This window comes from Candidatus Eremiobacteraceae bacterium (assembly GCA_035314825.1).
GTDB lineage: Bacteria > Vulcanimicrobiota > Vulcanimicrobiia > Eremiobacterales > Eremiobacteraceae > JAFAHD01.
In genome coordinates this window covers 45,770-67,268 of sequence record DATFYX010000002.1, presented here as the reverse complement: position 1 = coordinate 67,268, position 21,499 = coordinate 45,770, and the positions used below count along the sequence as shown (strand labels likewise).

Genomic DNA, 21,499 nt, shown 5'->3' with positions numbered 1-21,499 from the left:
ATGCTGCTCGCCGTGGAAGTCGGCAACACGAACATCAAGTTCGGGTTGTTCGAGCTCGATGGCGGCGCCTCGGGCACGCTCGTGCATAGCTGGCGGTCGGTCACCAACCGGCGCCAGACCGGCGACGACCTCGCGGGGCAGGTCGATTCGATGCTCCGGTTGCACAGCGTGAGCCGCTCATCCATCAAGCGCGTCGCCGTCGCCAGCGTCGTGCCGCCGCTGTATCGCGCGCTCTCCGAGATGGCGCAACGCTATTTCGGCGTGCGTCCGGAGTTCTTGTCGGCCGCGCGCCAGACGATCGTGCCGGTGAAGACGCGCCATGCGGCGGAGCTCGGCGCGGATCTCATCGGCGGAGCGATCGGCGCCGTCGCAAAATATGGCCCGCCGCTCATCGTGGTGCAGTTCGGCACCGCGACGACGTTCGCGGCCGTCTCAGGGCGCGGAGATTATCTGGGCACCGCGATCGCGCCGGGCATCGAGGTGTCGGTCGACGCGCTTATCGGTCGCGCCGCCAAGCTCATGGACGTGCCGCTCGTCAAACCGCCGACCGCCATCGGCACCGACACGCCGACCGCGCTTCAGTCCGGCGTCATCTTGGGTTTCGTCGGCCAGGTCGAATACTTGGTCGGCCAGATTGCGGCCGAGATGGGCGAGAAGCCCCACGTCGTCGCCACCGGCGGACTCGCGGATCTCATCGCGCCGCACAGTGCGGTATTCGACATCGTGGACGAGCGGCTCGTGCTCGACGGCCTCTACGTGTGGGCGTCCAAGACGCGCGCACGGACGCGCGTCTGAAATGGCGCAAGACCAGATCGTCATCGCCGGCTTCGCCGGCAGCTTGCGCGCCGGCTCGTACAACAGGCTGCTGCTGCGCAGCGCGGTCAAACTCGCGCCGGCCGACGGGCGGCTGGTCGAGATCGACATCAGCGAGATCCCGCTGTACAACACCGACAAGGAAGATCCGCCGCCGCCCGCGGTGGCGCGCATGCGCGACGCGATCCGCAGCGCCGATGCGCTGCTCATCGTGACGCCCGAATACAATTGGTCCATGTCCGGCGTGACCAAGAACGTGATCGATTGGGCGTCGCGGCCGCCCGACGATTCATGCTTGAACGACAAGCCGGTCGGACTCGCCGGCTGCTCGACCGGCTACTTCGGCACGGCGCGCGCCAAACTCGCGCTGCTGCCGGCGTTCGTGTTCAACGGCATGCACGTGCTCGATGACCCGATGGTGCACGTGGGGCGCGCGCAGACGAAGTTCGACGCGTCCGGCGAGCTGACCGATGACGAAGTCCGCACCGAGTTACGCGAATTGCTGGCCGGGCTCGCCGCGTTCGCCCGGCGCATGAGCAAGAAATGACCTCGAGGAAATCGCCATGAACGACCAGATCGATCCCGTCACATCCACCGCGTTGGATCTCAATCGCAAGGCGTTCATCGGTCTGTCGGCCGGTGCGGCGGCGGCCTCGTCCATCGCGACGGCGTTGGCCGCGGATGAAACGCTCGGCCAGCCGCATCCCCCGATCGTCTCCGAACGCGATCCCTCCATCAATACCGCGCGCGTGATGCTGCCGCGTTCTGATCAGCCGATCCCGGCATATGCGGCGTATCCCAAGAGCGCCACGCCCGCCACGCCGGGCGTCGTGGTCTGTCAAGCCATCTGGGGCGTGGACGCGCAGCTACGCGACACCGTGCGCCGCCTCGCCAAGTCGGGCTACGTCGCGATCGCACCCGAGCTGTACGGGCGCTTCCCGAACGTGCCGTCGGGAGATGGCGCCACCGACTATAAGCCGTTCTCCGATCTCGCAGCACAGCTGGTCGACGCGACAGTGGATGGCGACGTCGCCGCGGGCGCGACCTGGATCCGCCGGCGCGTCAACGCAGCCGAGCAGCAGCGCCCGCCGAAGGTCGGCGTCATGGGCTTTTGCATGGGCGGCAGCATCGCGCTGCGCGCCGCCGTCGACGACGCCACCTTCGACGCGGCCGTCATCTTCTACGGCAAGGTGCGCTGGGGTCAGAGCAACGACGGCCCGATCACCGACATGGCGCTCGCTTACACCGATAAGGTGCGCGTGCCCCTCATGGGCAACTACGGCGCGCGCGACACCGGCATCTTGCCCGACGACGTGCGCGCGATGGCGCAGCGTCTGACCATCCCCAACGACGTGAAGATCTACGACGAGGCCGGCCACGCGTTCTTCGACGATACGCGGCCTTCGTACGTCGCATCGGCCGCCAGCGACGCGTGGACGCGCACGCTCGCGTGGTTCGACAAGTACTTGAAGAGCTGAGCGGTTCGTGCCGATGGTGCCGCTCGGGCGCAAGACGCTCTTCGAGGACATGCCGCGCTTCCTGGTGGCGCAAGCCGGCGTGGCCTTCGCCGTCGGGCTGATCGCCATCGAAGCCGGGATCTATTTCGGGTTCCTGAAATCCGCGGTGCTCTCGATCCAAGAATCACATGCTGACGTCTGGGTCGCGGCGCGTGAAACTCCCTACTTCGAGCTCGCCTTTCCGATGAGGTACGACTCGCTTGCCAAGGTCCGAAGCGTGACGGGCGTCCGCGCGGCCGAGGCGCTGCTCATCAAGACCTCGGTCTGGCGCGGACCGATCCACAAGCTCGAGTACATCCGCGTGTTCGGCTTCGATCCGCACGGGCAGCTGTGGTCGCCGGGCGCCATTCCCGCGCAGACGCTCGACGAGCTGGGGGTTCCGGACACCGCGCTGGTCGACGCTGCCAAGGTCGACGCGCTCAATATCGATGGCGTCGGCGGGACCGGCAAGATCGGCCAGCACGACGTGCGCATCGTCGGATTGGTCCGCGGCACGCAGCCGATCATCTCGGCGACCTTCATCTATACATCGCTGGGCAACGCGACCGCGTACGCCGCTCCGCCGACGCCGTCACCGCAAGCGCTCGCTGCCCGCATACGTGCCGCGATGCCGCCCTCTCCCGACCCGGCGCTGCTCGCGCGCTACGTCGCCGTCGGGCTGATCCCAATGCCCAAGCCGGCGCCGGCCGCCACGCCAACACCGGCGCCGACGCCGACGCCCGATCCTGGGAAGCTTAGCCCCGCCGACGACATCAGCTACATCCTCGTGCGCGCGGCGCCGGGGGTGGATCTTGAGGCGTTGAAGGGACGTCTGACCAGCGCGGTGCCTGACACCCGAGCGTATACCCAAGCGGAGATGGCCCGACAGACCGATTCGTATTGGGTCGGGCGCACCGGCATCGGATTCATCCTCGGGCTGATCGCCGTGGTCGGTCTCGTCGTCGGCGTGACGGTCGCCGGACAGATCCTGTACACCTCGATCGTCGAGCACATCAAAGAGTACGGCACATTGCGGGCGATGGGTGCGCCGGATTCGCTGTTCTACGCGGTGGTCGCCGAACAGGCGCTGCTGATGGCGCTGCTCGGTTTCGTGCCCGGCATCGCGCTGAGCCTCGTCATCGCTGCGTGGTCTCAGGCGCATAAAGGCATTCTTATCCTCATCACCCCGACAAGCGCGTTGCTCACGCTGGCGGTGATCGCGGTCATGTGTGTCGCGTCGGGCATCTTCGCAGTGCAGCGGGCCTTGCGCGTCGATCCCGCGATAGTGTTCAAGGCATGAGCGATCCGGTCGCGGTCGCCGCGCGCGATCTGTACATGACCTACCACAACGGCGGATCGGACGTCCATGCGCTGCGCGGAGTGACGCTCGACGTCATGCCGGGCGAGTTCTTGCTGCTCATGGGTCCCTCGGGCTCGGGCAAGACGACGCTGGTGTCGATCCTTGGAGGGATCCTCACGCCGACGAAGGGCGCCGTCATGGCTTGCGGCTTCCAGCTCACCTCGTTGCGCTCGCGCGCGCTCGCGCGCTTCCGCCTCCTGCACGTCGGCTTCATCTTCCAAGGCTTCAATCTGTTCGGCGCGCTGACCGCGCGAGAAAACGTCGAGCTTGCGCTGGCGCTCAAGGGTGCGGGCAAAACGGACTCGCGTGCGCAGGCCCTGGCGTTGCTCGATGAAGTCGGCTTGGGCGACAAGTCGAATCGCAAACCGCATGATCTCTCGGCGGGCGAGAAGCAGCGCGTCGCGATCGCGCGCGCGCTGGCCGGTTCGCCGCCGCTCATCATGGCAGACGAACCGACCGCGTCGCTCGACGCGGAGAACGGCCGGCACGTCACGGAATTGCTGCGGGCGCTTACCAAGTCGCGCGGCGCGGCCGTCTTGACGGTGACGCACGACCCGCGCATCGTTCACTTCGCCGATCGCATCGTGCGCCTCGAAGACGGAGTGTTACAAGCCTAGGAGAGCGCGGGTTGCAGACGGTCGAGCAGCAGCGCGTTGAAGATCCGTGGGCGCTCGATCATCGGCACGTGGCCGCAGCGTTCGATGCGGAAGAACGACCCGCGCCGCGCGCTGGGCGCCAGATCGCGCTGCCAGGTCTCGCACGGGCTTATCTGATCGTACGCTCCCCAGATCATCAGCACCGCTGGATCGATGCGCGCGAGCGCGCTCGCATAATCGAAGCCGCTGCACTCTTTCATAAGGCGCATCGCGTTGACCGTCCGCCGCGTATCTCTGAAGAGCCGTATCATCGCCTCTATCTCCGCCTCGTCGACGTGGCGGCGGTCGTAGAAGATCTTGTCGACGAGGAACAGGCAGAACGCGCGCGTCGCCTTGCCCTGAAATCCGACGCCGAGCTGCGTGGTCGTGACAGAACCTGGCGCGCCTGAGAGCGCGAGCATGTCGACGCGCTTTGGGAATTTCAATGCGCAGTCGATCGCGATGCGCGAGCCGAACGAGCCGCCCACCATCACCGCCGACGCGATCCCGCAACGGTCCATGAGATCGATCACGCCGTGCGTGATCGGTTCGACCGAATCGTGCTCTCCGGCGAGCGGGTGCTCGAGCGTGAGGAACCCGTAGCCGTTTGCCGCCAGCGCCTGGAGCGTCGGCTCCCACATCCACCGGCCGGCGACCAGACCCGGCAACAGCACGACGTGCGGACGCGAACCGCTGGGCGGCCGGTAGACGAAATCCGTGTCGATCGAGAGCGCTCGCGCCACCTAGCGTTGTTCGAACCCTGCTCCCAAACGCCTTGCTCGTCCGAGCGTGTGTGACCTATGCGCGCTGCGGCGCGTCGAGCGCGAGCGCGACCATCATCTGGACGCCGGCAGGCAAGCAGGCCTCGTCGATCGCGAAGCGCGCGTTGTGGTGGGCGACGGCGGTGCTCTCGCCCGACTGCGATCCGACGAAGAAGAAGCAGCCCGGCCGGCGCAGCAGCATGAACGAGAAGTCCTCCGCGCCCATGGTCTGCGCCAGCTGCCCCAGACGCGTGGCGCCGACCGTGCGCTCGGCCAGATCGCGCACGTACGCTGCCTCGGCCGCGTCGTTGACCGTGACCGGATAGCGGTTGATGTAACGGTACTCATATGAGGCGCCCTGCGCTGCGCAGCAGCCCGCCAGCACGCGCTCGATGCGCGGTTTCATCTCCTCCCGCTCCGGTTCGGAGAAGGCGCGCACGGTGCCGAGCAGCTCGACGGCGTCGGGTATGACGTTGTGGATCGTGCCGCCGTGGATCGCGCCGACCGTGACGACCGCCGGTTCTATCGGGTCGACGTTGCGGCTGACCACCGATTGTAATTGAGACACGAAATATGCAGACGTGAGAATCGGATCCACGGTTTGGTGCGGCGCTGCGCCGTGACCGCCGCGCCCGCGGATGGTCACTTCGATCGAGTCGCTCGAAGCCATGACCGGCCCCGGACGCACGAGCACCTGGCCGGTCGGATACAATGACGTCAGATGAAGGCCGTAGACGCGATCGACGTGCGGGTCGTCGAGCACGCCGTCCTCTATCATCGCGCGCGCGCCACCCTTACCTTCCTCGGCCGGTTGGAAGCACAAAACGATCGTGCCGTGGATGACATCGCGCCGCTCCATGATCATCTGCGCCGCGCCCAGCAGCATCGCGGTGTGGCCGTCGTGTCCGCACGCGTGCATCTTGCCCGCCGCCTGCGAGGAGAACTCGACCCCGCTGCGCTCCTGGATCGGCAAGCAGTCCATGTCGGCGCGCAGTAAGATCGTCTTGCCCGGCCGCTTCGTACGCAAGATGCCGACGACGCCGGTCTGCCCGATCCCGGTGCGCACTTCATAACCCAACGACTTGAGCCGTCCCGCGACGATACCGGCGGTGCGCACTTCTTCGAAGCCGAGCTCGGGATGCACGTGGAAATCGCGGCGCAACGCGATGACGTCGCGCACGACGGGCTCCGGAACCGTCAACAGGTCGAGGCTCATCGCGCGCCCTGTTCCGTCCAGGTGATGCCGCCGTCGGCGCTGGCAGCGATGACCGGCGCGCCGCTGGCCGACGTACCGACGACCCAGCCGTGCTGCGAATCGGGAAATGATACCGCGACGGGCCCGGCGAGCGTCACATCAGGAACGGTCGAGATAGATTGCCAGGTCTTCCCGCCGTCGTTGGTGCCGATGACGGAGACGGCGCCATGCGAACCGCACTGCGGGCACGCACCCAGGAAGAACGCGCTGTTCGCGTCCACGACGGAGAACGGTCCAGGCCACGGTCCCGGTCCGTCGGCCGGTGCGCCCTCGAGATGCGGATAGGCGTCGGGTGTGCGTTTGTTCGCGAGCACCGTCAGCCAATGCAGACCGGCGTCGCTGGTCCGGAACACCACGTACGCGCGCTGCTCGCCCGTCGCGACACCGGCGAACTGCACCCACGCCACGTCTGCGCCGGCGCACTCGATCGTCGCGTACCATACGCGCTTGGTGTCGATCATCGGAGAGAAGACGTTGGAGAACGAGTCGCCGGCATCGTCCGAGCGCAGCACCGCGGCCTGATACGCCGCCCACATATGCTGCGTGTTCGAGGCGCAGGTCGAATCGACGAGCATCGGCGCGTCGAGCACGTGCCACGAGCGCCCGCCGTCGGCCGTCGCGGCGAGCCTGCCGCCGAAGAATGGCGGAATGCGTTCGGTAGCGCCGCTGGCCTGAAGCGGCGAGCCGCCCGCCATCGCAAAGCCGACGAGCGCGCTCGCGAAACTGATCTGGCGCGCCGGACTGTGCGGCTCGCCGAGCGGCGACCACGTATGCCCGCCGTCGCGCGTGCCGAGCAGCACGCCGGTTCCCGGGATCGGATCGACGCCTGCCGCCCAACCGACCGCCGGACTGATGAAGCTCAGCGCCGATATCTGCGCGCGACCGCTGTACTGGCGCTGCCACGTCTTGCCGCCGTCGGTCGTGGCGAGGATCGTGCCGTCGCCGCCGACCCACCCGGTGGTCGACGAGACGAACGCGACCGCGCGCAGTGCAGCGGATGCCGGTGCGGGCGCGGCGATGAAAGCGAAACATGCGGTCGCGATGACGGCGCAAGCGACCGCAGTACGATATGTGCCCATGCGTCCACGTTCAGGAGCGGATCGGCGACGCCCTACCGCGTCGAGGCGCCGCGCGCGGCCGAGTCGAACACATGTCTTGATGGCAGCCGTGCGTCCCCTCACGATCGGCGGAATCGAGATGTTCCCGCCGCTGGCGCTCGCGCCGATGGCGGGCGTGACCAACGCGCTGTTCCGGCGGCTGTTCAAACCGTTCGGCCTGGGCTTGACGGTGAGCGAATTCGTGTCGGCGCAGTCGCTCGTGCGCATGAACGCGCGCACGCTCGAGATGATCGACGTGTACGCGCAGGAGCGCCCGACCGCGGTCCAGCTGCACGGCAGCGATCCCGACGTCATGGCCCGCGCGGCGCGCTTCGTCGAAGAGTGCGGCGCGGACATCGTCGACATCAACTTCGGCTGTCCGGCGCCTAAGATCGTCAAAGGCGGCGACGGCGCGGCGGTTCTGCGCGATCCGGATCTGGCGGTGAGCATCTGCGCAGCGGTGCGCAAAGCGGTCCTCAAGGTGCCGGTCACGGTGAAGATGCGTTTGGGATGGGAGTCGGACAACTTCACCCATCTCGATATCGCAAAACGCGCGGAGGCCGTGGGCATCGACGCGTTCACGCTGCACGGGCGTTACGGCAAACAGTTCTATAAAGGAAGCGCCGATTGGTCCTACATCGCGCGCCTCAAGGAAGCGCTGCACGTTCCCGTCATCGGCAACGGCGATATCGCGAGCGCCGCGGATGCGATGCGCCGGCTGCGCGAGACGGGCGTCGACGCGATCATGGTGGGCCGCGCGACGCTTGGCGACCCATGGCTCATCGCCGAGATAGCGGCTGCGATGCGCGGCGAGCCGCCGCCCCCGCCGCCGAGCGTGCAAGAGCGCGTCGACTTCGCGCGCGCGCACCTCGATGCGATGGTCGAGCGCTACGGCGAGAAGTCCGGCGTGCTGCAGATGCGCAAGCACCTCGGTTGGTATCTCAAAGGCGTGCGCGACGCGTCGACGCTTCGCGAACGCATCAATCACGCGCCCTCGGCCGATGACGTGCGCGCGATCCTCGAGGAGGCGCGCTCGCGCGACCTCGAGCCCGTCGGCGACGCCGATTGCGAGGAAGCGCTCGCGGGCTGAAACGGGACATCCCGGAAACCTTTCGACGGGTATGCCGATATAGTAGGCGGAACGTCGGCCGCACGAGCCAGCCGATAAGGAGCCACCGTTACATGCCTGACCAGAACGCGCCTCAGACCCCTGCGACCATTACGCCCGCAACCCCGGCCGCCGTGCCCGCGCAAGAGCAAGCGCCCGCACAGGCGTCTGCCGCTACGAGCGCCGGCCTGCATCTGCCGCCGGTCGGCGAAGCGTTGGCCAACCTGGCTCACTTGATCCCGGGGTTTGCCGGCTACAAAGCGGTTGAGGACCGGCGCATCGCCGACAAGCAACTGCGCGCGGTCATCGGCGAGCGGCTGACCGGCGTGCAAGAGCGGCTTGACGCGGTCGTCGACGCTGCCTCGCGCTCGGGCAGTCTGGATGGTCTCGCGCTGATCGATCAGAGCAAACGGCGCCTCGGCCGGCTCATCGACCGCATGCGCTTCGCCGACTACGGGTACTCAGCGGTGTTCGACCGCGTGCAGCTCGGCGAGCCGGAGCTCGCGCGTCTGTATCAGTACGATACCGGCATCATGAACGAGCTGCCGTCGTTCGATTCAGCCGTCGCCGGCGTCGAAGGTGCGGCGGGCGATCCGACCAAGCTCGCGCAGGCGCTGCAGAGCTTCGATGCGCTCACCGCCGAGTTCGACAGGCGCTTCGAAGCGCGCCAGCATCTGTTCGACCCGCTCACCGCGCCGCAGACCTAACGCCCGCGGGACGCGGGACAACAACTCCGAACCCTTGAAACACCAGCCGACGCTACTAGGTAGAACCCGTTGTACTCAAACGGCGTGAGCGCGAGGTAGGTATCTAGTCATGGCACTCGGTCTTTCCGTCATCGAATTCTTCGACGACAGCGGGCAGCAGATCGTGCATCGCTGGCCCGAAGCCGGCTCCACCGACATCAAGTGGGGCAGCCAGCTGATCGTCCAGGAGAGCCAGGCCGCGGTGTTCTTCCGCGACGGCCGCGCGCTCGACACGTTCACGCCCGGCCGCTACACGCTGTCGACGCAGAACATGCCGGTCCTGACGAAGTTCCTGTCGATCCCGTTCGGTGGCACGTCGCCGTTCCAATCGCAGGTCTACTTCGTGAGCATGAACGTGTTCACCAACCTGCACTGGGGCACGGCCGAGCCGATCCTGTTCCGCGACGCCGAGTTCTCGATGGTCCGCCTGCGCGCGTACGGCATCTTCAGCGTGCGCGTGAACGACGCGCAGCTGTTCGTGAACAAGATCGTCGGCACGCAGAACGTCTACACGCAAGAGTCGCTGCAGGACTTCTTCCGCAACATCATCGTCTCGCGCCTGAACAACCTGTTGGGTGAGACGGTCAAGAGCCTGCTCGACCTGGCCAAGTACTACGACGCGCTCGACGCGGCAGCCAAGACGCGCGTCAAGGACGATTTCGCGCAGTACGGCGTGGAGCTGATCGACTTCCTCATCAATGCGATCACGCCGCCGGACGACGTGCAGAAGGTCATCGACGAGCGCACCGGCATGGGCGTCGTCGGCAACATGAACCAGTACATGCAGTTCAAAGCGGCCAAGTCGCTCGAGGACGCTGCGCAGAATCCGGGCGGCGCCGCGGGTGCGGCCGCCGGCATCGGCATGGGCGCGGGACTCGGCTTCGCCGTGCCGGGCATGATCAACGCCGCGATGCAGCAGCAGGCGCAGGCGAACGCCGCCAACACGGCGGCCGCCGGCGCCACCGCGGGCGCAACGGTGGCGATGATCGCCTGTCCGAATTGTCAGGCCAAAATCCCGGCAGGTTCGAAGTTCTGTCCGGAATGCGGCAAGGCGGTGGCGCAAACGGTCGAGTGTCCGAGCTGCCATCAGCAGAATCCGGCCGGCGCGAAGTTCTGCGGGAACTGCGGTACCAAACTAGCCTAAGCGCAGCCTAGGATGCGTGCGCGCGGGTGGCCAAGGCGGCACCATGCGTGCACCTCGCGCTGTCGTGCTCGCGTCCGCGTTGGCGATCGGCGCGTCCGCGTGCTCGGCGCCGCAATCACCCGTCGGCGCGCCCCTCTCGTCATCAGCCGATTGGCCGACCTATAACCGCACTCTGACCGGCGAGCGCTTCTCAGCGCTGTCGGAGATCACGGCGAAGAACGTCGCCGGCCTCAAGCCGTTGTGCCACTACGCGACCGGTGAGGCAGGCGCGTTCCAGGCCGGCATCGTGATAGCCGCCGGCGTGATGTATTTCACGACGCCGGACAACACGTACGCCGTCAACGCCAAGACGTGCGAGCTGCTCTGGAAGAACGAATATCAGCCGGTGGGCAAAGTGCTCACGCCGGTGAATCGCGGCGTCGCCTACGACGGCGTCAATGTCTACCGCGGCACACCCGACGCGCACTTCATCGCCATCAACGCCAAAACGGGCAAGACGATCTGGGATGTCAAAGTCGCGAATTCTTCGTTCGGCGCGTTCTTGAGCGCTGCGCCGATCGTCTGGGACGGCCTCGCCTACATCGGTCTGGCCGGCGCCGAGTTCGGCGTGCGCGGCAAGATGTTCGCGTTCGACACCGCCACCGGCCACGTGGTGTGGACATTCGATCCGATCCCAGGGCCGCACGACGTCGGCGGCAACACATGGGCCAACGCGCAAGAAGCGGCCACCGGCGGCGGCTCCACCTGGACCTCGTACACGCTCGATTCTTCGACCGGCGAGCTGTTCGTGCCGGTTGGCAATCCGGGCCCTGATTTCTCGGGGGATTACCGGCCCGGCGCCAATCTCTTCACCGATTCTCTCGTGGTGCTCGATGCGAAGACCGGCAAGCTCAAATGGTGGTACCAGCTCGTGCCGCACGACGTCTTCGATTACGATCTCGGTGCGCCGGCTGCGCTCGTCACGACCTCGGGCGGCAAGAACCTGGCCGTCGTTGCGGGCAAGAACGGATATCTCTACGGCATCGATCGCCTGACGCACAAGCCGCTCTACAAAGTGGCGGTCACGACGATCGTCAATCAGAGCGCGGCGCCGACGCCGCAAGGCACGCACGTGTGCCCGACGTGGACCGGCGGTGTCGAATGGAACGGCCCGGCGTACGACGCCGCGAACGATCAGCTGCTCGTCAATTCCGACGATTGGTGCGGGAAATACGTGCTGACGCCGGGCCGCTACGTCGCCGGTCGGCTGTTCTTGGGCGGAGCGGTAATCCCCGATCCGTTCTCGTCGGCGCGCGGTTGGCTCTACGCCATCGATGCGGACACCGGCAAGGTCAACTGGCGCTATCACAGCGGCGGCCCGCTCGTCGCGGCGATCACGCCGACCGCCGGAGGGCTGGTGTTCACCGGCGACATGACGGGCCAGCTGCTCGTCTTCGATGCCAAGTCGGGCGCGTTGCTCTTCAAGTACAAGACGCCCGGCAGCCTCGCGGGCGGGGTCGTGACGTACACGGTTGATGGCAAACAGCTGCTCGCCGTCACGTCCGGCAACGTGTCACGCACGGGCTGGTCCAACGGCGCCTCGACAATCTACGTCTTCGGCCTATGACTCGACGAGACGAAGGATGGAGCGGTCGAGTTCACTCGACCGTTGGGTTGGTGGCGGCCGTGCTGTCGATGGCCACGCCTTCGCTCGCCTTCGAGCCGGCGCTCTCGCAGCCCGACATCCGGCAGGCGCTTGATGCCGGCGGCGCGATGGCGCGCGCGCATCGAGGGTTCGACGTGCGCGCCTACACGCTATACTCGGTGCACGACGCGCTCTCGCTGCAGCCGGTGCGCAGTTCCGTCGACGCGGTCGTCGTCGGCACGCCGTACGAGCGAGTCGCATACGTCGGCTACGAATCAGCGGTAGACCGGCTCGCCCCGACGGCCTCGCTGATCGCGAAAGCGTCTGCTCCTTGCACCGTCGATTTCATCCTCTTCGCGCATGGGGCGGACAAGTCCGATCGTTCGTTCTTGGCGCGCTTTGCGGAGGTCCGCGTACGAGCGGGCGGCATGACGCTTGCACCGACGACTACGGACGTCGGACGAGGCTCCACGTTGGACACGTTTTTGCTTCCCAATGGCGGAAATGCGGATCGCTGGATCGGACACGTCGCGTACCGGTTCGGCTTGTGTGCGGTTGCGGGGGCGGCAGGCCCCAAGGGCACCCTCTTCTTCACCGATCCGGACGGGCGCAAGTTTTCCCTGCCTTTTGACTTGGCGGACTATCGCTGAAAAATCTCAACGTCGTGGCTTCTGATGTCGGCAAGTTGCGTTGCTGCGCGCGGGATGCCGCCCCTGCGTCACAGAACCACGCCATGATGAGCGGAACTTTCGACGAGGTCTACGCCGCCTACAAGGATTATATCAATCCGCCGCTGGCGCGCTTCATGAAGCTCGCCGGTGCGACGGTGGAGACCGAATCGCGCGGCGTCCGCGTGTATGACGAGAACGGCAAGTCGTATCTCGATTTCTGCGGCGGCTACGGCGTATTTACGTTGGGCTACATGCATCCCAGAGTCGTGGGGGCCGTGCGCGAACAGCTCAACCACATGGCGCTCTCGTCGCGCGTGTTCTTCAACGCCAGGACCGCGGCGCTGGCTAAGGAGCTCGCCCGCATCGCCCCCGGCGACTTGCAGATCAGTTTCTTTTCGAATAGCGGCACGGAAGCGGTCGAAGCGGCTCTCAAGACCGCGCGCCTCTCGACCAAGCGCACGATGATCGTCGCCACGCATAACGCCTTCCACGGCAAGACGATGGGCAGCCTCACCGCGACCGGCCGCGATCTGCTCAAAGATTCGTTCAAGCCGCTCGTGCCGGAGTTCTGCCACGTGCCGTTCGGCGATCTCGACGCGCTCGATCGAGCGCTGCCCGGTGCGGCCGCGTTCATCGTCGAGCCGGTGCAGTGCGAAGGCGGCGTGGTGGTCCCGCCCGACGGTTACTTGCGCGGCGTGCGCGATCTGTGCGACACGCACGGCGCGCTGTTCATCGCAGACGAAGTGCAGACGGGTCTTGGACGTACCGGCTATCTGTGGGGCGTCGATCACGATGACGTCGTGCCGGACATCATCGCCGCTGCCAAGGGCCTATCCGGCGGCGTCGTGCCGATCGGCGCCACCATCACGCGCCACGATGTCTGGATGGCCGCCTTCGGCCACGCGCCGCTGCTGCACACCTCGACTTTCGGCGGCAACCCCCTCGCGTGCACCGCGGGCCTCGCCGCGCTCCAAGTGCTGGAAGAAGAGGGTCTCGTCCAACGCTCGCGCGAGATGGGCGCGTACATGCTCGAGGGCGCGAGCCAACTGATGGCGCGTCATCCCGACGTGATCGCGCAGGTGCGCGGGCGCGGGCTCGTCGTCGGCGTCGAGCTCACCAACGAAGGCTACGGCGGCGTCATCATCCCCGAATGTCTGAAACTAGGGCTTACCGCGGCCTATACGCTCAACCAGCAAAAGGTCATCCGCCTCGAGCCGCCGCTTATCGTCACCAAAGACGAGATCGACGAGGCGCTCGCGCTGCTCGGACAAGGAGTGGTCAAGGCGAAGGAAAAACTCGGGGAGCTGGCACGAACCAACTGACGAGCGTCGCCTTGGAGCGGCCGAGTTTACTCGGCCGTTTTACGCACTCGCGGGGAACGCACATCGATCCATGCCCTATGTAGAAACCGCGATCGACATCGCCGCTCCTGCGCGCGTCATCTACGAGCTCGCCAAGGACATGGAGCGCTACCCGGAGTTCATGCCCGACGTCGAGTCCGTCAAAGTCCTCAAGCGCGACGGCAACAGCACGACAACGCGTTGGAAGACGCTGGTCGAAGAAGCCCCGATCGAATGGACCGAAGTGGATGTCTTCGACGACGCGCGGGCGCGCATCGACTACCGGCTCATCGAGGGTGATCTCGATAAGTTCGAGGGCGCGTGGACGTTCGAGGAACGCGACGGCGTCACGCACGTGGTGCTCGGCGTCGACTATGACTTCGGCGTGCCGACCCTGGCCGAGCTCATCGGCCCGACGTTGCGCAAGAAGGTCGAAGAGAACTCGCTCATGATGCTGACCGCGCTCAAGACGCGCGCAGAGAAGAGCGTATCGGTCGAGTAAACTCGACCGCTCCAAATGAGCTCCGTCGTTCCAGAGGAGCGTCCGTCCCCTTCTTCGAAACGCAGAAGAACCGACCCGGCCGCTTTGCGACCGGGCTCTTCCAGAGGTTAGCCCTCCATTGCGCAAGTTCGGTTTCCTCGTCCACCCGCTGTCCTACGACGACGTCGAGCGCTACGATCCGGGCGCGGTCGGCAAGGGCCGGCCTATCATAAAGAAGATCCTGGAATGGATACCGCCCTATCGCGTCTCTGATATCGTCGGCGTGCGCAGCGCGTCCACCGGCGAGGAGATCACCGGCCACTTCATCGGCGTGCCGCTCATGCCGGAGCAATGGCTCGAGTTGCCGCGCGCCGATATCATGAATCGCCTTGTCGGCGCGGCCGAGCTCGCCAAGCAGCTGGGCTGCGGCATCCTCGGCTTGGGCGGCTTCTCATCGGTGGTCGGTGACGGCGGCATCACGCTGGCCGAAACAGTTCCCGACATCGCCATCACGACCGGCAATTCGTACACCATCGCCTCGGGCATCCAAAGTCTGTATCGCGCGGCGCACGACTTGGACATCGATCTGGCCAGCGCGTCCGCCGTCGTCATCGGCGCGACCGGCAGCATCGGTTCGGCCTGCGCCCAGATCCTGGGCAACAAGGTCCCGCGCGTGACGCTGGCCGCGCGCAACGCCACGCGGTTGAAGAACCTCGCGCACGCGATGCAGCCGCACGTCAGCGCGACGTTGGACTGGACCACCGACATCCGCCAAGCGGTGCGCTCCGCCGATCTCGTGCTCACTGCGACCTCAGCGGTATCGGCGATCGTCGAGCCTGAAGATCTGCGACCTGGCGCGGTGATCAGCGAAGTCTCGCTGCCGCATGACGTCTCGCGCCGCGTCGCTACCGAACGCCCGGACGTGCTGGTCAGCGAGGGCGGCAACATCCTCGTGCCCGGCGAGCCGAATTTCAACTTCGACTTCGGCCTGCCGCCGCGCACGGCGCTCGCCTGCATGTCGGAGACCATGATCCTCACGCTCGAGGGCAAGTTCGTGAACTACTCGTTGGGCCGCGGCATCCACCTCGACAAGGTGCTCGAGATCGAACGTCTCGCCGACAAGCACGGCTTCAAGCTCGCCAGCATGCGCGCGTTCGACAAACCGGTGAGCGACGAGCAGATCGCGCGCACGCGCGAGGCGGCGCTCGCCGCACGCGCGACGGCAACGGTTCCGGCGGTGCGTTGACGATGAAGAAGATCGTCTCGGTCAGTCTTGGCTCGTCGACGCGCGATCACCGCGTCGAAGTCGAATGGCTCGGCGAGCGCTTCGATATCAGCCGCATCGGCTTCGACGGGTCGCTGGATCGCGCGATCGCGAAGCTGCACGAGCTGGACGGGACCGTCGACGCGATCGGGCTCGGCGGCATCGACGTGTATCTCTACGCCGGCAAGAAGCGCTACGCGCTGCGCGACGGACTGCGCATGCTCGAGGCGGCCAAGATCACGCCGGTGGTGGATGGCAGCGGTCTCAAGAACACGTTGGAGCGCGAAACCGTGCTCCGGCTGCAATCCGAAGGCGTCATCGACTTCCGCGGCCTGCCGGTGCTCATGGTGAGCGCGCTCGACCGCTTCGGCATGGCGCAAGCGCTGGTCGAGGCGGGCGCGCGCGTGACCTTCGGCGACTTCATCTTCGCGCTTGGAGTGGACAAGCCGGTCACCTCGTTGCCCGAGTTCGAAGCGCTGGCCGAGAAGTATCTGCCCGACGCGTGCAAGCTGCCCTTCCAATTCTTCTATCCGACGGGCAAGAAACAGGAGAAGCCGCCTGAGCCCGAGCCGAAATTCTCCCATTACTACGCCGCCGCGGACGTGATCGCCGGCGACTTCCATTTCATCCGCCAGCATATGCCGGACGATCTGCGCGGCAAGACCATCCTCACCAACACCGTGACGCAGGCCAACGTCGACGAGCTGCGCGAGCGCGGCGCCGCCAGACTCGTGACCAGCACGCCCAATCTCGGCGGACGATCGTTCGGCACCAACGTGATGGAGGCGGCGCTGCTCGCGCTGCTGGGCAAGCGTTGGCAAGACGTGACCGAAGATGACTACCTGCGGCTACTGCACGAGCTGAGGTTCGCGCCTCGGATCGAGACCTTCCCCGCACTTGAAAGGACATGATGCAAGAGAAAGAGACCGTACTCACAGCGGACGGATTGAAAAAGCTGGAGGCTGAGCTCGACGAGCTCAAGACCGTCCACCGCAAAGAGGTGAACGACCGGATCCGCCAGGCCAAAGAATTCGGCGACATCTCCGAAAACGCGGAATACGAAGACGCCAAGCAGGAGCAGGCGTTCATCGAAGGCCGCATCATGAAGCTCGAGACGATGATCCGCAATGCCAAGATCATCGTCGAGGGCGAGGGCGGCGCGGACGAAGTGCACTTGGCGAGCACGGTCAAGGTCAAGAACTTGACCAGCGGCTTTGAAGGCGAGTACACGATCGTGGGCAGCGCCGAAAGCGATCCGCTGCGTGCGAAGATCTCCAACGAATCGCCGATCGGCATCGCGCTCATCGGCGCGAAACCCGGTCAGACCGTGACGGCGACGACCCCGAGCGGCGACGTGCAGCTCAAGATCATCTCGATCAAGGCGAATCGTAAGAGCGGCAAAGCGAAAGCACGTTGAGCGACGACCACGACCTCGGTTCGACCGAGGCCGAACTCATCAAGGCGCGTCGAGCCAAGCTCGACGCGCTCCGTTCATTCGGCCGCGATCCGTTCGCGATCACGTCGTTCGGGCGCACGCACGATGCGCGCCAGCTCCACGACACGTTCGAAGGGCTCAAAGCCGGCGAGCACGCGCAGGCGAAGGTCAGTGCCGCCGGACGGCTCGGCACGGTCCGATGGATGGGCAAAAAAGCGGTCTTCTCGGACATCTCCGACCAGTCCGGACGCATCCAGATCTACCTGCGCGCAGATGCGTTGGGCGACGACTTCGCGATGGCGGACACGCTCGACCGCGGCGACATCGTCGGAGTCGAGGGCGAGCCGTTCGTCACCAAGACGGGCGAGCTGACGATCGCGGTCAAGCACGTAGCGGTGCTCTCGAAATCGCTGCGCCCGCTGCCCGAGAAGTGGCACGGGCTGGTGGATCACGAAGCGCGCTATCGGCGGCGCTATGTCGACCTGATCGTCAACCGTCCTGTGCTCGAGACGATGCTGCTGCGCAGCCGGCTTGTCGCGGCGACTCGCCGTTATCTCGACGATCGCGGCTTCGTCGAGGTCGAGACACCGGTCTTGCTCTCGATCGCCGGCGGCGCCAATGCGCGGCCGTTCGTCACACACTCGAATGCCCTCGACATCAAGCTGCAGATGCGTATCGCGACCGAGCTCAACCTCAAGCGCTGCATCGTCGGCGGCATCGAGAAGGTCTACGAGATCGGGCGCATCTTCCGCAACGAGGGCGTCGACCGCACCCACAACCCCGAGTTCACCATGCTCGAGCTGTATCAGGCCTACGGCGACGTCAACACGATGATGGAGTTGTCGGAGGATTGGATCTTGCATCTGGCCGCGGTGGCGGGGGTGCGCGGCGAGCATCAGATCGGCGGCGAGACGATCGCGTTGGAGCGCCCGTTCGCGCGCATCGCCTATCTCGAGGCGTTGGAGAAATGGGGCGGGCTCACGCGCGCCGACGTGCTCGACGAAGCGCGCGCGCGCACGGCGGCCGGCGAATTGAAGCTCAGGATCGATCCCGGCGGCAGCCACGCGCATGTCATCGACAAGATCTTCGAGGCCGTCGCCGAGCCGCACTTGATCAACCCGACCTTCGTCACCGATTTCCCGGTAGTGCTCTCGCCGTTGGCCAAACGCCGCGCCGACGATCCGCAACTGGTCGAACGCTTCGAGCTGTTCATCGGCCACATGGAGATCGTCAACGCGTTTTCAGAGCTCAACGATCCGGACGATCAGCGCACGCGATTCGAAGCGCAGGCGGCTGAACGCGCGCGCGGCGATCAAGAGGCGCCCGAACCCGATTGGGATTACGTGCAGGCGCTCGAGTACGGCATGCCGCCCACCGGCGGGCTGGGCAGCGGCGTGGACCGGTTGGTGATGCTGCTGACCGGCGAACGCTCGATCCGCGACGTCTTACTTTTTCCGCTCCAAAAACCCGAGTGACGCAGTCATGCGCGCGACGAGTTCGGTGCGAGATGCGACGCCAAACTTCTTGAAGATCGAGGTCACGTGATTCTCGACGGTGCGCTCGCTGATCCCAAGCGCGCTCGCGATGGCTTTATTCGACTTGCCGCTGCTGATGAGCTGCGCGACCTCGCGCTCGCGCTTGCTGAGGTCGACGGCGTGGCGGTCGCGCCTTCCGCGGGGAGCGAGTTCCCGGTCGAGTCGGGCGACGTCACCCAAAGCTCCTGATCGACGATAGGTTTCCACGGCTTCGCGCGTTCGGCCACCGAGCTCGAGCGAAAACCCTTTGAAAAGCAAGTAGCCAATGTCCGCGAGGGCCGTCGCGGCGTCTGCCGCGTGCTGCTTAGCCGCGCTCACATCGCCGCGTCCCCGTGCCGCCTGGGCGTCGAGCAGTGAGAGATAGCCCCGCCCTCGCGCCGTCGGCTGCCGAGCGGCCCACGGTGCTAGCGATTCTCGCAACCGCGCCAGATCCTCCGCGCGCGCGAAACGCGCCGGCCAAAGGAATAGGGCGAGGTCGTTGGTCGGCGTCCGCACCGCCGCGAGCGCTTCGTGAAAGGCGCGCTGCGCATCTCCAAGCCGTCCATCGGCGAAGAACACCTCTGCGCGCGCCATCCCCGAGATCACCGAATATGATCCGCCGAAAGCGAAGATCTGGTCCAGCACGACTTCGTCGAACAGACCTGCGACGAACGCGGCATCGCCCTGACGCACGCCTACTAATATCCCGACCCCCATGGCGACACCCGCCAGCAGCGGCTGGTCATCCAGGCTGGGGGCTGCCAGGACGAGATCAATCGCTGCGCGCGCCGCCGTCACATCGCCGAGCATCAAGAGGTAGAGAGCGCGATTTCCATTTGCGACCACTTCAGGGTGTGTCAAGAGTCGCTCGCGCGCGATCCGGACGGCGCGTTCGCTGACGTTGATCGCGCTGTCCAGATCACCTTCTTCCTCGTAGATCAGAGCGGCTTCGTTGAAGTTCACAGCCAACGCGACCAGATCGCCGGCTTCTTGCGCGACGGCGATCGCCGTTTCGCACTCCTGCCGCGCTCGTTCGAAATCGCCTTGGATCATGCATGCGTGCGCGCGTAAGGCATGCACGCGAGAGAGACGGCCGAGGTCCGGTTCGCCTGAGAATGTCTCGGCCTCGCTTAGGGTGGCAAGGAGACCAGGAAGATCATCCGCATTCGCCGCCAGATTCGCCCGAAAGACGAGCGCTCGATAGCGGATGGAGCTTTGCGGCAGCGATGCAAGCGACGCGATCGCTATGTCGGCGTGCGTCAACGCGGCCCGCCGGTCACCGAGCAGACGTTCGGCGCGCGACATGCCTAAGTGCAGATTAGCCATATCTTCGAGCCGCGTCGTGCCGCTCAGGCCCTCCAACGCCAGAGAGAACGCGCGCAAGGAACGTTCGATGCTGCCTGCGTCGAGCAGCGCGAACGCGAGCTTCTCATACAACCGGCTGCGGTCGCTTTGCGAAAGCGTCGGCGCGGCCTCGATGGCCCGCTCGTAATGCGTGGCGGCTTGGGCATGCGCGAGCGTTTGGGTCGCCGCATCGCCAGCGAGGTCGGCGTACTGCATCGTCTTGTCGAGATCGCGCGCCTCCCAATAGTGGCGCGCCAGCTCCATCGCGCGCCTCCGAGTGGCTCCGCCATCGCTTTCCAGCGCGCGTGCGATCTTCAGGTGAACCGCTTGAGCCTCCGGTACGAGCAATTCTCGGTAGAGGATCTCTTGCACGAGCGCGTGTCGAAAGCGGTAGGAGACTGGTTGGCCGGGCTCCTCGATGATCAGCTGGTTATCTCTCGCGGCGCGCAGCGCATCGATGATCGCTTCGATCGGGCGAGAGAGCGCGGCGGCCAAGAGCTCCGGTTCGAATCGGCGTCCGATGACCGCGGCATAGACAAGCGCCGTGCGTTGATCCGCGCTGAGGGAACGCAGACGTTCTAAGATGACCCCTCGCAATGTGAGCGGCATATCAGCGCCCTGGCCCTCGAGCGCGTGACGCAGCAACTCTTCGGCGTAGAACGGGTTGCCTTCCGCGAGCGTGATGGACCGCTCTATCGCTTCCCTGCCGGTCGGGGGGTGCTTGCCGAGCATCTCGCGAGCGAGCATGCGCATCTCCGTGCGCTCAAGTGGGGACAATCGTACCGCGTCGACGTTCGGCCTTCGCTGCAAACGCGCGCGGAGACTCGCCAGCTTACCGCGATCGACTTCGTCGTCGCGAAACGTGGCCACGAGCATGATGCGTTCGTGCGGCGCGATCCTCGACAGGTGCAACAGCAGATCGAGCGAGTCCGGATCTGCCCAATGAAGGTCTTCGATGGCGATGATCGCGGTCGATGCGGTGGCGATGATCCGAAAGGCCTCGGCGAACGCATCGAAGAGCTGTCGCTTTGAGACCTCAGCCGCCCTTGGACCGCTTCCGCCGCCGAGCTCGGGAATCAGGGTCGACAGGATACGTCGCACAGCGAGCGCGTCGCGCAGCGCATCTGGGGCCTGGGTCAGCGCGTCGCGCAGCGCGTCGACGAATGGCGCATAGGGAGCTCGCGCGTAGTCCAAGCATTCGCCCAGACCGACGATCGCTTGACGCTGCGCAAGCCAAATCCGCCACTCGCCGATAAGCCGAGTCTTGCCGATGCCGGCGTCGCCCGATAGCAGCACGGTCGAGCCGTGGCCGCCAGCCGCGCGAGCGAACGCAGCCCGCAGCAGGTCGAGCTCGTCCTTGCGGCCGACAAAACGTCCGGACAGCGCTGCGCGTGAAGCCACGTGCGAGCTC

General features: G+C 65.9%; 20 protein-coding genes. 16 read left to right on the top strand and 4 right to left on the bottom strand.

The genetic code is table 11. From position 1 onward, the window contains the following. From VKF82_01305 to VKF82_01285, 5 genes are read left to right on the top strand one after another with little or no spacing between them, the layout of a single operon-like run. Entirely contained in the window at positions 1–795 is a 795-nt protein-coding gene (locus VKF82_01305; protein HME80693.1) for a type III pantothenate kinase, read from the top strand. 1 nt (position 796) lies between these two features. Further along, positions 797–1,360, top strand: a complete 564-nt coding sequence (locus VKF82_01300; GenBank protein HME80692.1) for an NAD(P)H-dependent oxidoreductase — start codon at positions 797–799, stop codon at positions 1,358–1,360. 16 nt (positions 1,361–1,376) lie between these two features. After that, positions 1,377–2,291, top strand: a complete 915-nt coding sequence (locus tag VKF82_01295; GenBank protein ID HME80691.1) for a dienelactone hydrolase family protein — start codon at positions 1,377–1,379, stop codon at positions 2,289–2,291. A gap of 13 nt (positions 2,292–2,304) precedes the next feature. Then, the gene (locus VKF82_01290; protein ID HME80690.1) at positions 2,305–3,609 is read left to right on the top strand and encodes an FtsX-like permease family protein; all 1,305 of its coding nucleotides are present in this window, start codon (positions 2,305–2,307) and stop codon (positions 3,607–3,609) included. Next, positions 3,606–4,286 carry an ABC transporter ATP-binding protein gene (locus tag VKF82_01285; protein ID HME80689.1) on the top strand — a complete coding sequence of 227 codons (681 nt, stop codon included), beginning with the start codon at positions 3,606–3,608 and terminating at the stop codon, positions 4,284–4,286. The genes VKF82_01290 and VKF82_01285 overlap by 4 nt, the downstream gene beginning before the upstream one ends. On the opposite strand, the gene VKF82_01280 is transcribed toward VKF82_01285, so the two are convergent. From VKF82_01280 to VKF82_01270, 3 genes are read right to left on the bottom strand one after another with little or no spacing between them, the layout of a single operon-like run. Further along, positions 4,283–5,047, bottom strand: coding sequence for an alpha/beta hydrolase (locus VKF82_01280; protein HME80688.1), 765 nt, complete (start codon positions 5,045–5,047; stop codon positions 4,283–4,285). The two genes, VKF82_01285 and VKF82_01280, sit on opposite strands and share 4 nt — an antisense overlap. Positions 5,048–5,102: 55 nt before the next feature. Then, a complete protein-coding gene (locus VKF82_01275) occupies positions 5,103–6,281 on the bottom strand; it encodes an amidohydrolase (GenBank protein HME80687.1) in 1,179 nt (392 codons plus the stop codon). After that, positions 6,278–7,399, bottom strand: coding sequence for a YCF48-related protein (locus VKF82_01270; GenBank protein ID HME80686.1), 1,122 nt, complete (start codon positions 7,397–7,399; stop codon positions 6,278–6,280). Before VKF82_01270 ends, VKF82_01275 begins: the two co-directional genes overlap by 4 nt. Before the next feature lie 79 nt (positions 7,400–7,478). On the opposite strand from VKF82_01270, the gene dusB reads away from it, so the two are divergent. The 11 genes from dusB (at position 7,479) to lysS (ending at position 18,705) form a co-directional block, all read left to right on the top strand. Then, positions 7,479–8,507: a tRNA dihydrouridine synthase DusB gene (gene dusB, locus VKF82_01265; protein HME80685.1), complete on the top strand. Its 1,029-nt coding sequence runs from the start codon at positions 7,479–7,481 to the stop codon at positions 8,505–8,507. Between the two features lie 92 nt (positions 8,508–8,599). Beyond that, entirely contained in the window at positions 8,600–9,232 is a 633-nt protein-coding gene (locus tag VKF82_01260; GenBank protein ID HME80684.1) for a hypothetical protein, read from the top strand. 109 nt (positions 9,233–9,341) lie between these two features. Next, a complete protein-coding gene (locus tag VKF82_01255; protein HME80683.1) occupies positions 9,342–10,415 on the top strand; it encodes an SPFH domain-containing protein in 1,074 nt (357 codons plus the stop codon). Between the two features lie 43 nt (positions 10,416–10,458). Then, positions 10,459–12,021 (top strand): PQQ-binding-like beta-propeller repeat protein, encoded by a 1,563-nt coding sequence (locus VKF82_01250; protein HME80682.1) that lies wholly within the window; start codon positions 10,459–10,461, stop codon positions 12,019–12,021. 50 nt (positions 12,022–12,071) lie between these two features. Beyond that, positions 12,072–12,689: a hypothetical protein gene (locus tag VKF82_01245; GenBank protein HME80681.1), complete on the top strand. Its 618-nt coding sequence runs from the start codon at positions 12,072–12,074 to the stop codon at positions 12,687–12,689. 83 nt (positions 12,690–12,772) lie between these two features. Next, positions 12,773–14,032, top strand: a complete 1,260-nt coding sequence (locus tag VKF82_01240; protein ID HME80680.1) for an aspartate aminotransferase family protein — start codon at positions 12,773–12,775, stop codon at positions 14,030–14,032. 70 nt (positions 14,033–14,102) lie between these two features. Further along, positions 14,103–14,552, top strand: coding sequence for an aromatase/cyclase (locus VKF82_01235; protein ID HME80679.1), 450 nt, complete (start codon positions 14,103–14,105; stop codon positions 14,550–14,552). 118 nt (positions 14,553–14,670) lie between these two features. Beyond that, positions 14,671–15,777, top strand: coding sequence for an NAD(P)H-binding protein (locus VKF82_01230; protein HME80678.1), 1,107 nt, complete (start codon positions 14,671–14,673; stop codon positions 15,775–15,777). A 2-nt stretch (positions 15,778–15,779) separates the two neighbouring features. Continuing rightward, complete coding sequence (locus VKF82_01225) at positions 15,780–16,706, top strand: hypothetical protein (GenBank protein ID HME80677.1); 927 nt, start codon at positions 15,780–15,782, stop codon at positions 16,704–16,706. Beyond that, a complete protein-coding gene (gene greA / locus VKF82_01220) occupies positions 16,703–17,212 on the top strand; it encodes a transcription elongation factor GreA (protein HME80676.1) in 510 nt (169 codons plus the stop codon). Before VKF82_01225 ends, greA begins: the two co-directional genes overlap by 4 nt. Next, positions 17,209–18,705, top strand: coding sequence for a lysine--tRNA ligase (gene lysS, locus VKF82_01215; GenBank protein HME80675.1), 1,497 nt, complete (start codon positions 17,209–17,211; stop codon positions 18,703–18,705). The genes greA and lysS overlap by 4 nt, the downstream gene beginning before the upstream one ends. Here the strand turns inward: lysS and VKF82_01210 are convergent. Then, a complete protein-coding gene (locus tag VKF82_01210; GenBank protein HME80674.1) occupies positions 18,676–21,489 on the bottom strand; it encodes an AAA family ATPase in 2,814 nt (937 codons plus the stop codon). The genes lysS and VKF82_01210 overlap by 30 nt on opposite strands. Positions 21,490–21,499 lie beyond the last annotated feature (10 nt).

Excerpts from the sequence above, each read along its gene's own strand:
- VKF82_01305 (HME80693.1), top strand. The coding sequence starts at position 1 with ATGCTGCTCGCCGTGGAAGTCGGCAACACGAACATCAAGTTCGGGTTG.
- VKF82_01300 (HME80692.1), top strand. The coding sequence starts at position 797 with ATGGCGCAAGACCAGATCGTCATCGCCGGCTTCGCCGGCAGCTTGCGC.
- VKF82_01295 (HME80691.1), top strand. The coding sequence starts at position 1,377 with ATGAACGACCAGATCGATCCCGTCACATCCACCGCGTTGGATCTCAAT.
- VKF82_01290 (HME80690.1), top strand. The coding sequence starts at position 2,305 with ATGGTGCCGCTCGGGCGCAAGACGCTCTTCGAGGACATGCCGCGCTTC.
- VKF82_01285 (HME80689.1), top strand. The coding sequence starts at position 3,606 with ATGAGCGATCCGGTCGCGGTCGCCGCGCGCGATCTGTACATGACCTAC.
- VKF82_01275 (HME80687.1), bottom strand. The coding sequence starts at position 6,281 with ATGAGCCTCGACCTGTTGACGGTTCCGGAGCCCGTCGTGCGCGACGTC.
- VKF82_01270 (HME80686.1), bottom strand. The coding sequence starts at position 7,399 with ATGGGCACATATCGTACTGCGGTCGCTTGCGCCGTCATCGCGACCGCA.
- dusB (HME80685.1), top strand. The coding sequence starts at position 7,479 with ATGGCAGCCGTGCGTCCCCTCACGATCGGCGGAATCGAGATGTTCCCG.
- VKF82_01260 (HME80684.1), top strand. The coding sequence starts at position 8,600 with ATGCCTGACCAGAACGCGCCTCAGACCCCTGCGACCATTACGCCCGCA.
- VKF82_01255 (HME80683.1), top strand. The coding sequence starts at position 9,342 with ATGGCACTCGGTCTTTCCGTCATCGAATTCTTCGACGACAGCGGGCAG.
- VKF82_01250 (HME80682.1), top strand. The coding sequence starts at position 10,459 with ATGCGTGCACCTCGCGCTGTCGTGCTCGCGTCCGCGTTGGCGATCGGC.
- VKF82_01240 (HME80680.1), top strand. The coding sequence starts at position 12,773 with ATGATGAGCGGAACTTTCGACGAGGTCTACGCCGCCTACAAGGATTAT.
- VKF82_01235 (HME80679.1), top strand. The coding sequence starts at position 14,103 with ATGCCCTATGTAGAAACCGCGATCGACATCGCCGCTCCTGCGCGCGTC.
- VKF82_01225 (HME80677.1), top strand. The coding sequence starts at position 15,780 with ATGAAGAAGATCGTCTCGGTCAGTCTTGGCTCGTCGACGCGCGATCAC.
- greA (HME80676.1), top strand. The coding sequence starts at position 16,703 with ATGATGCAAGAGAAAGAGACCGTACTCACAGCGGACGGATTGAAAAAG.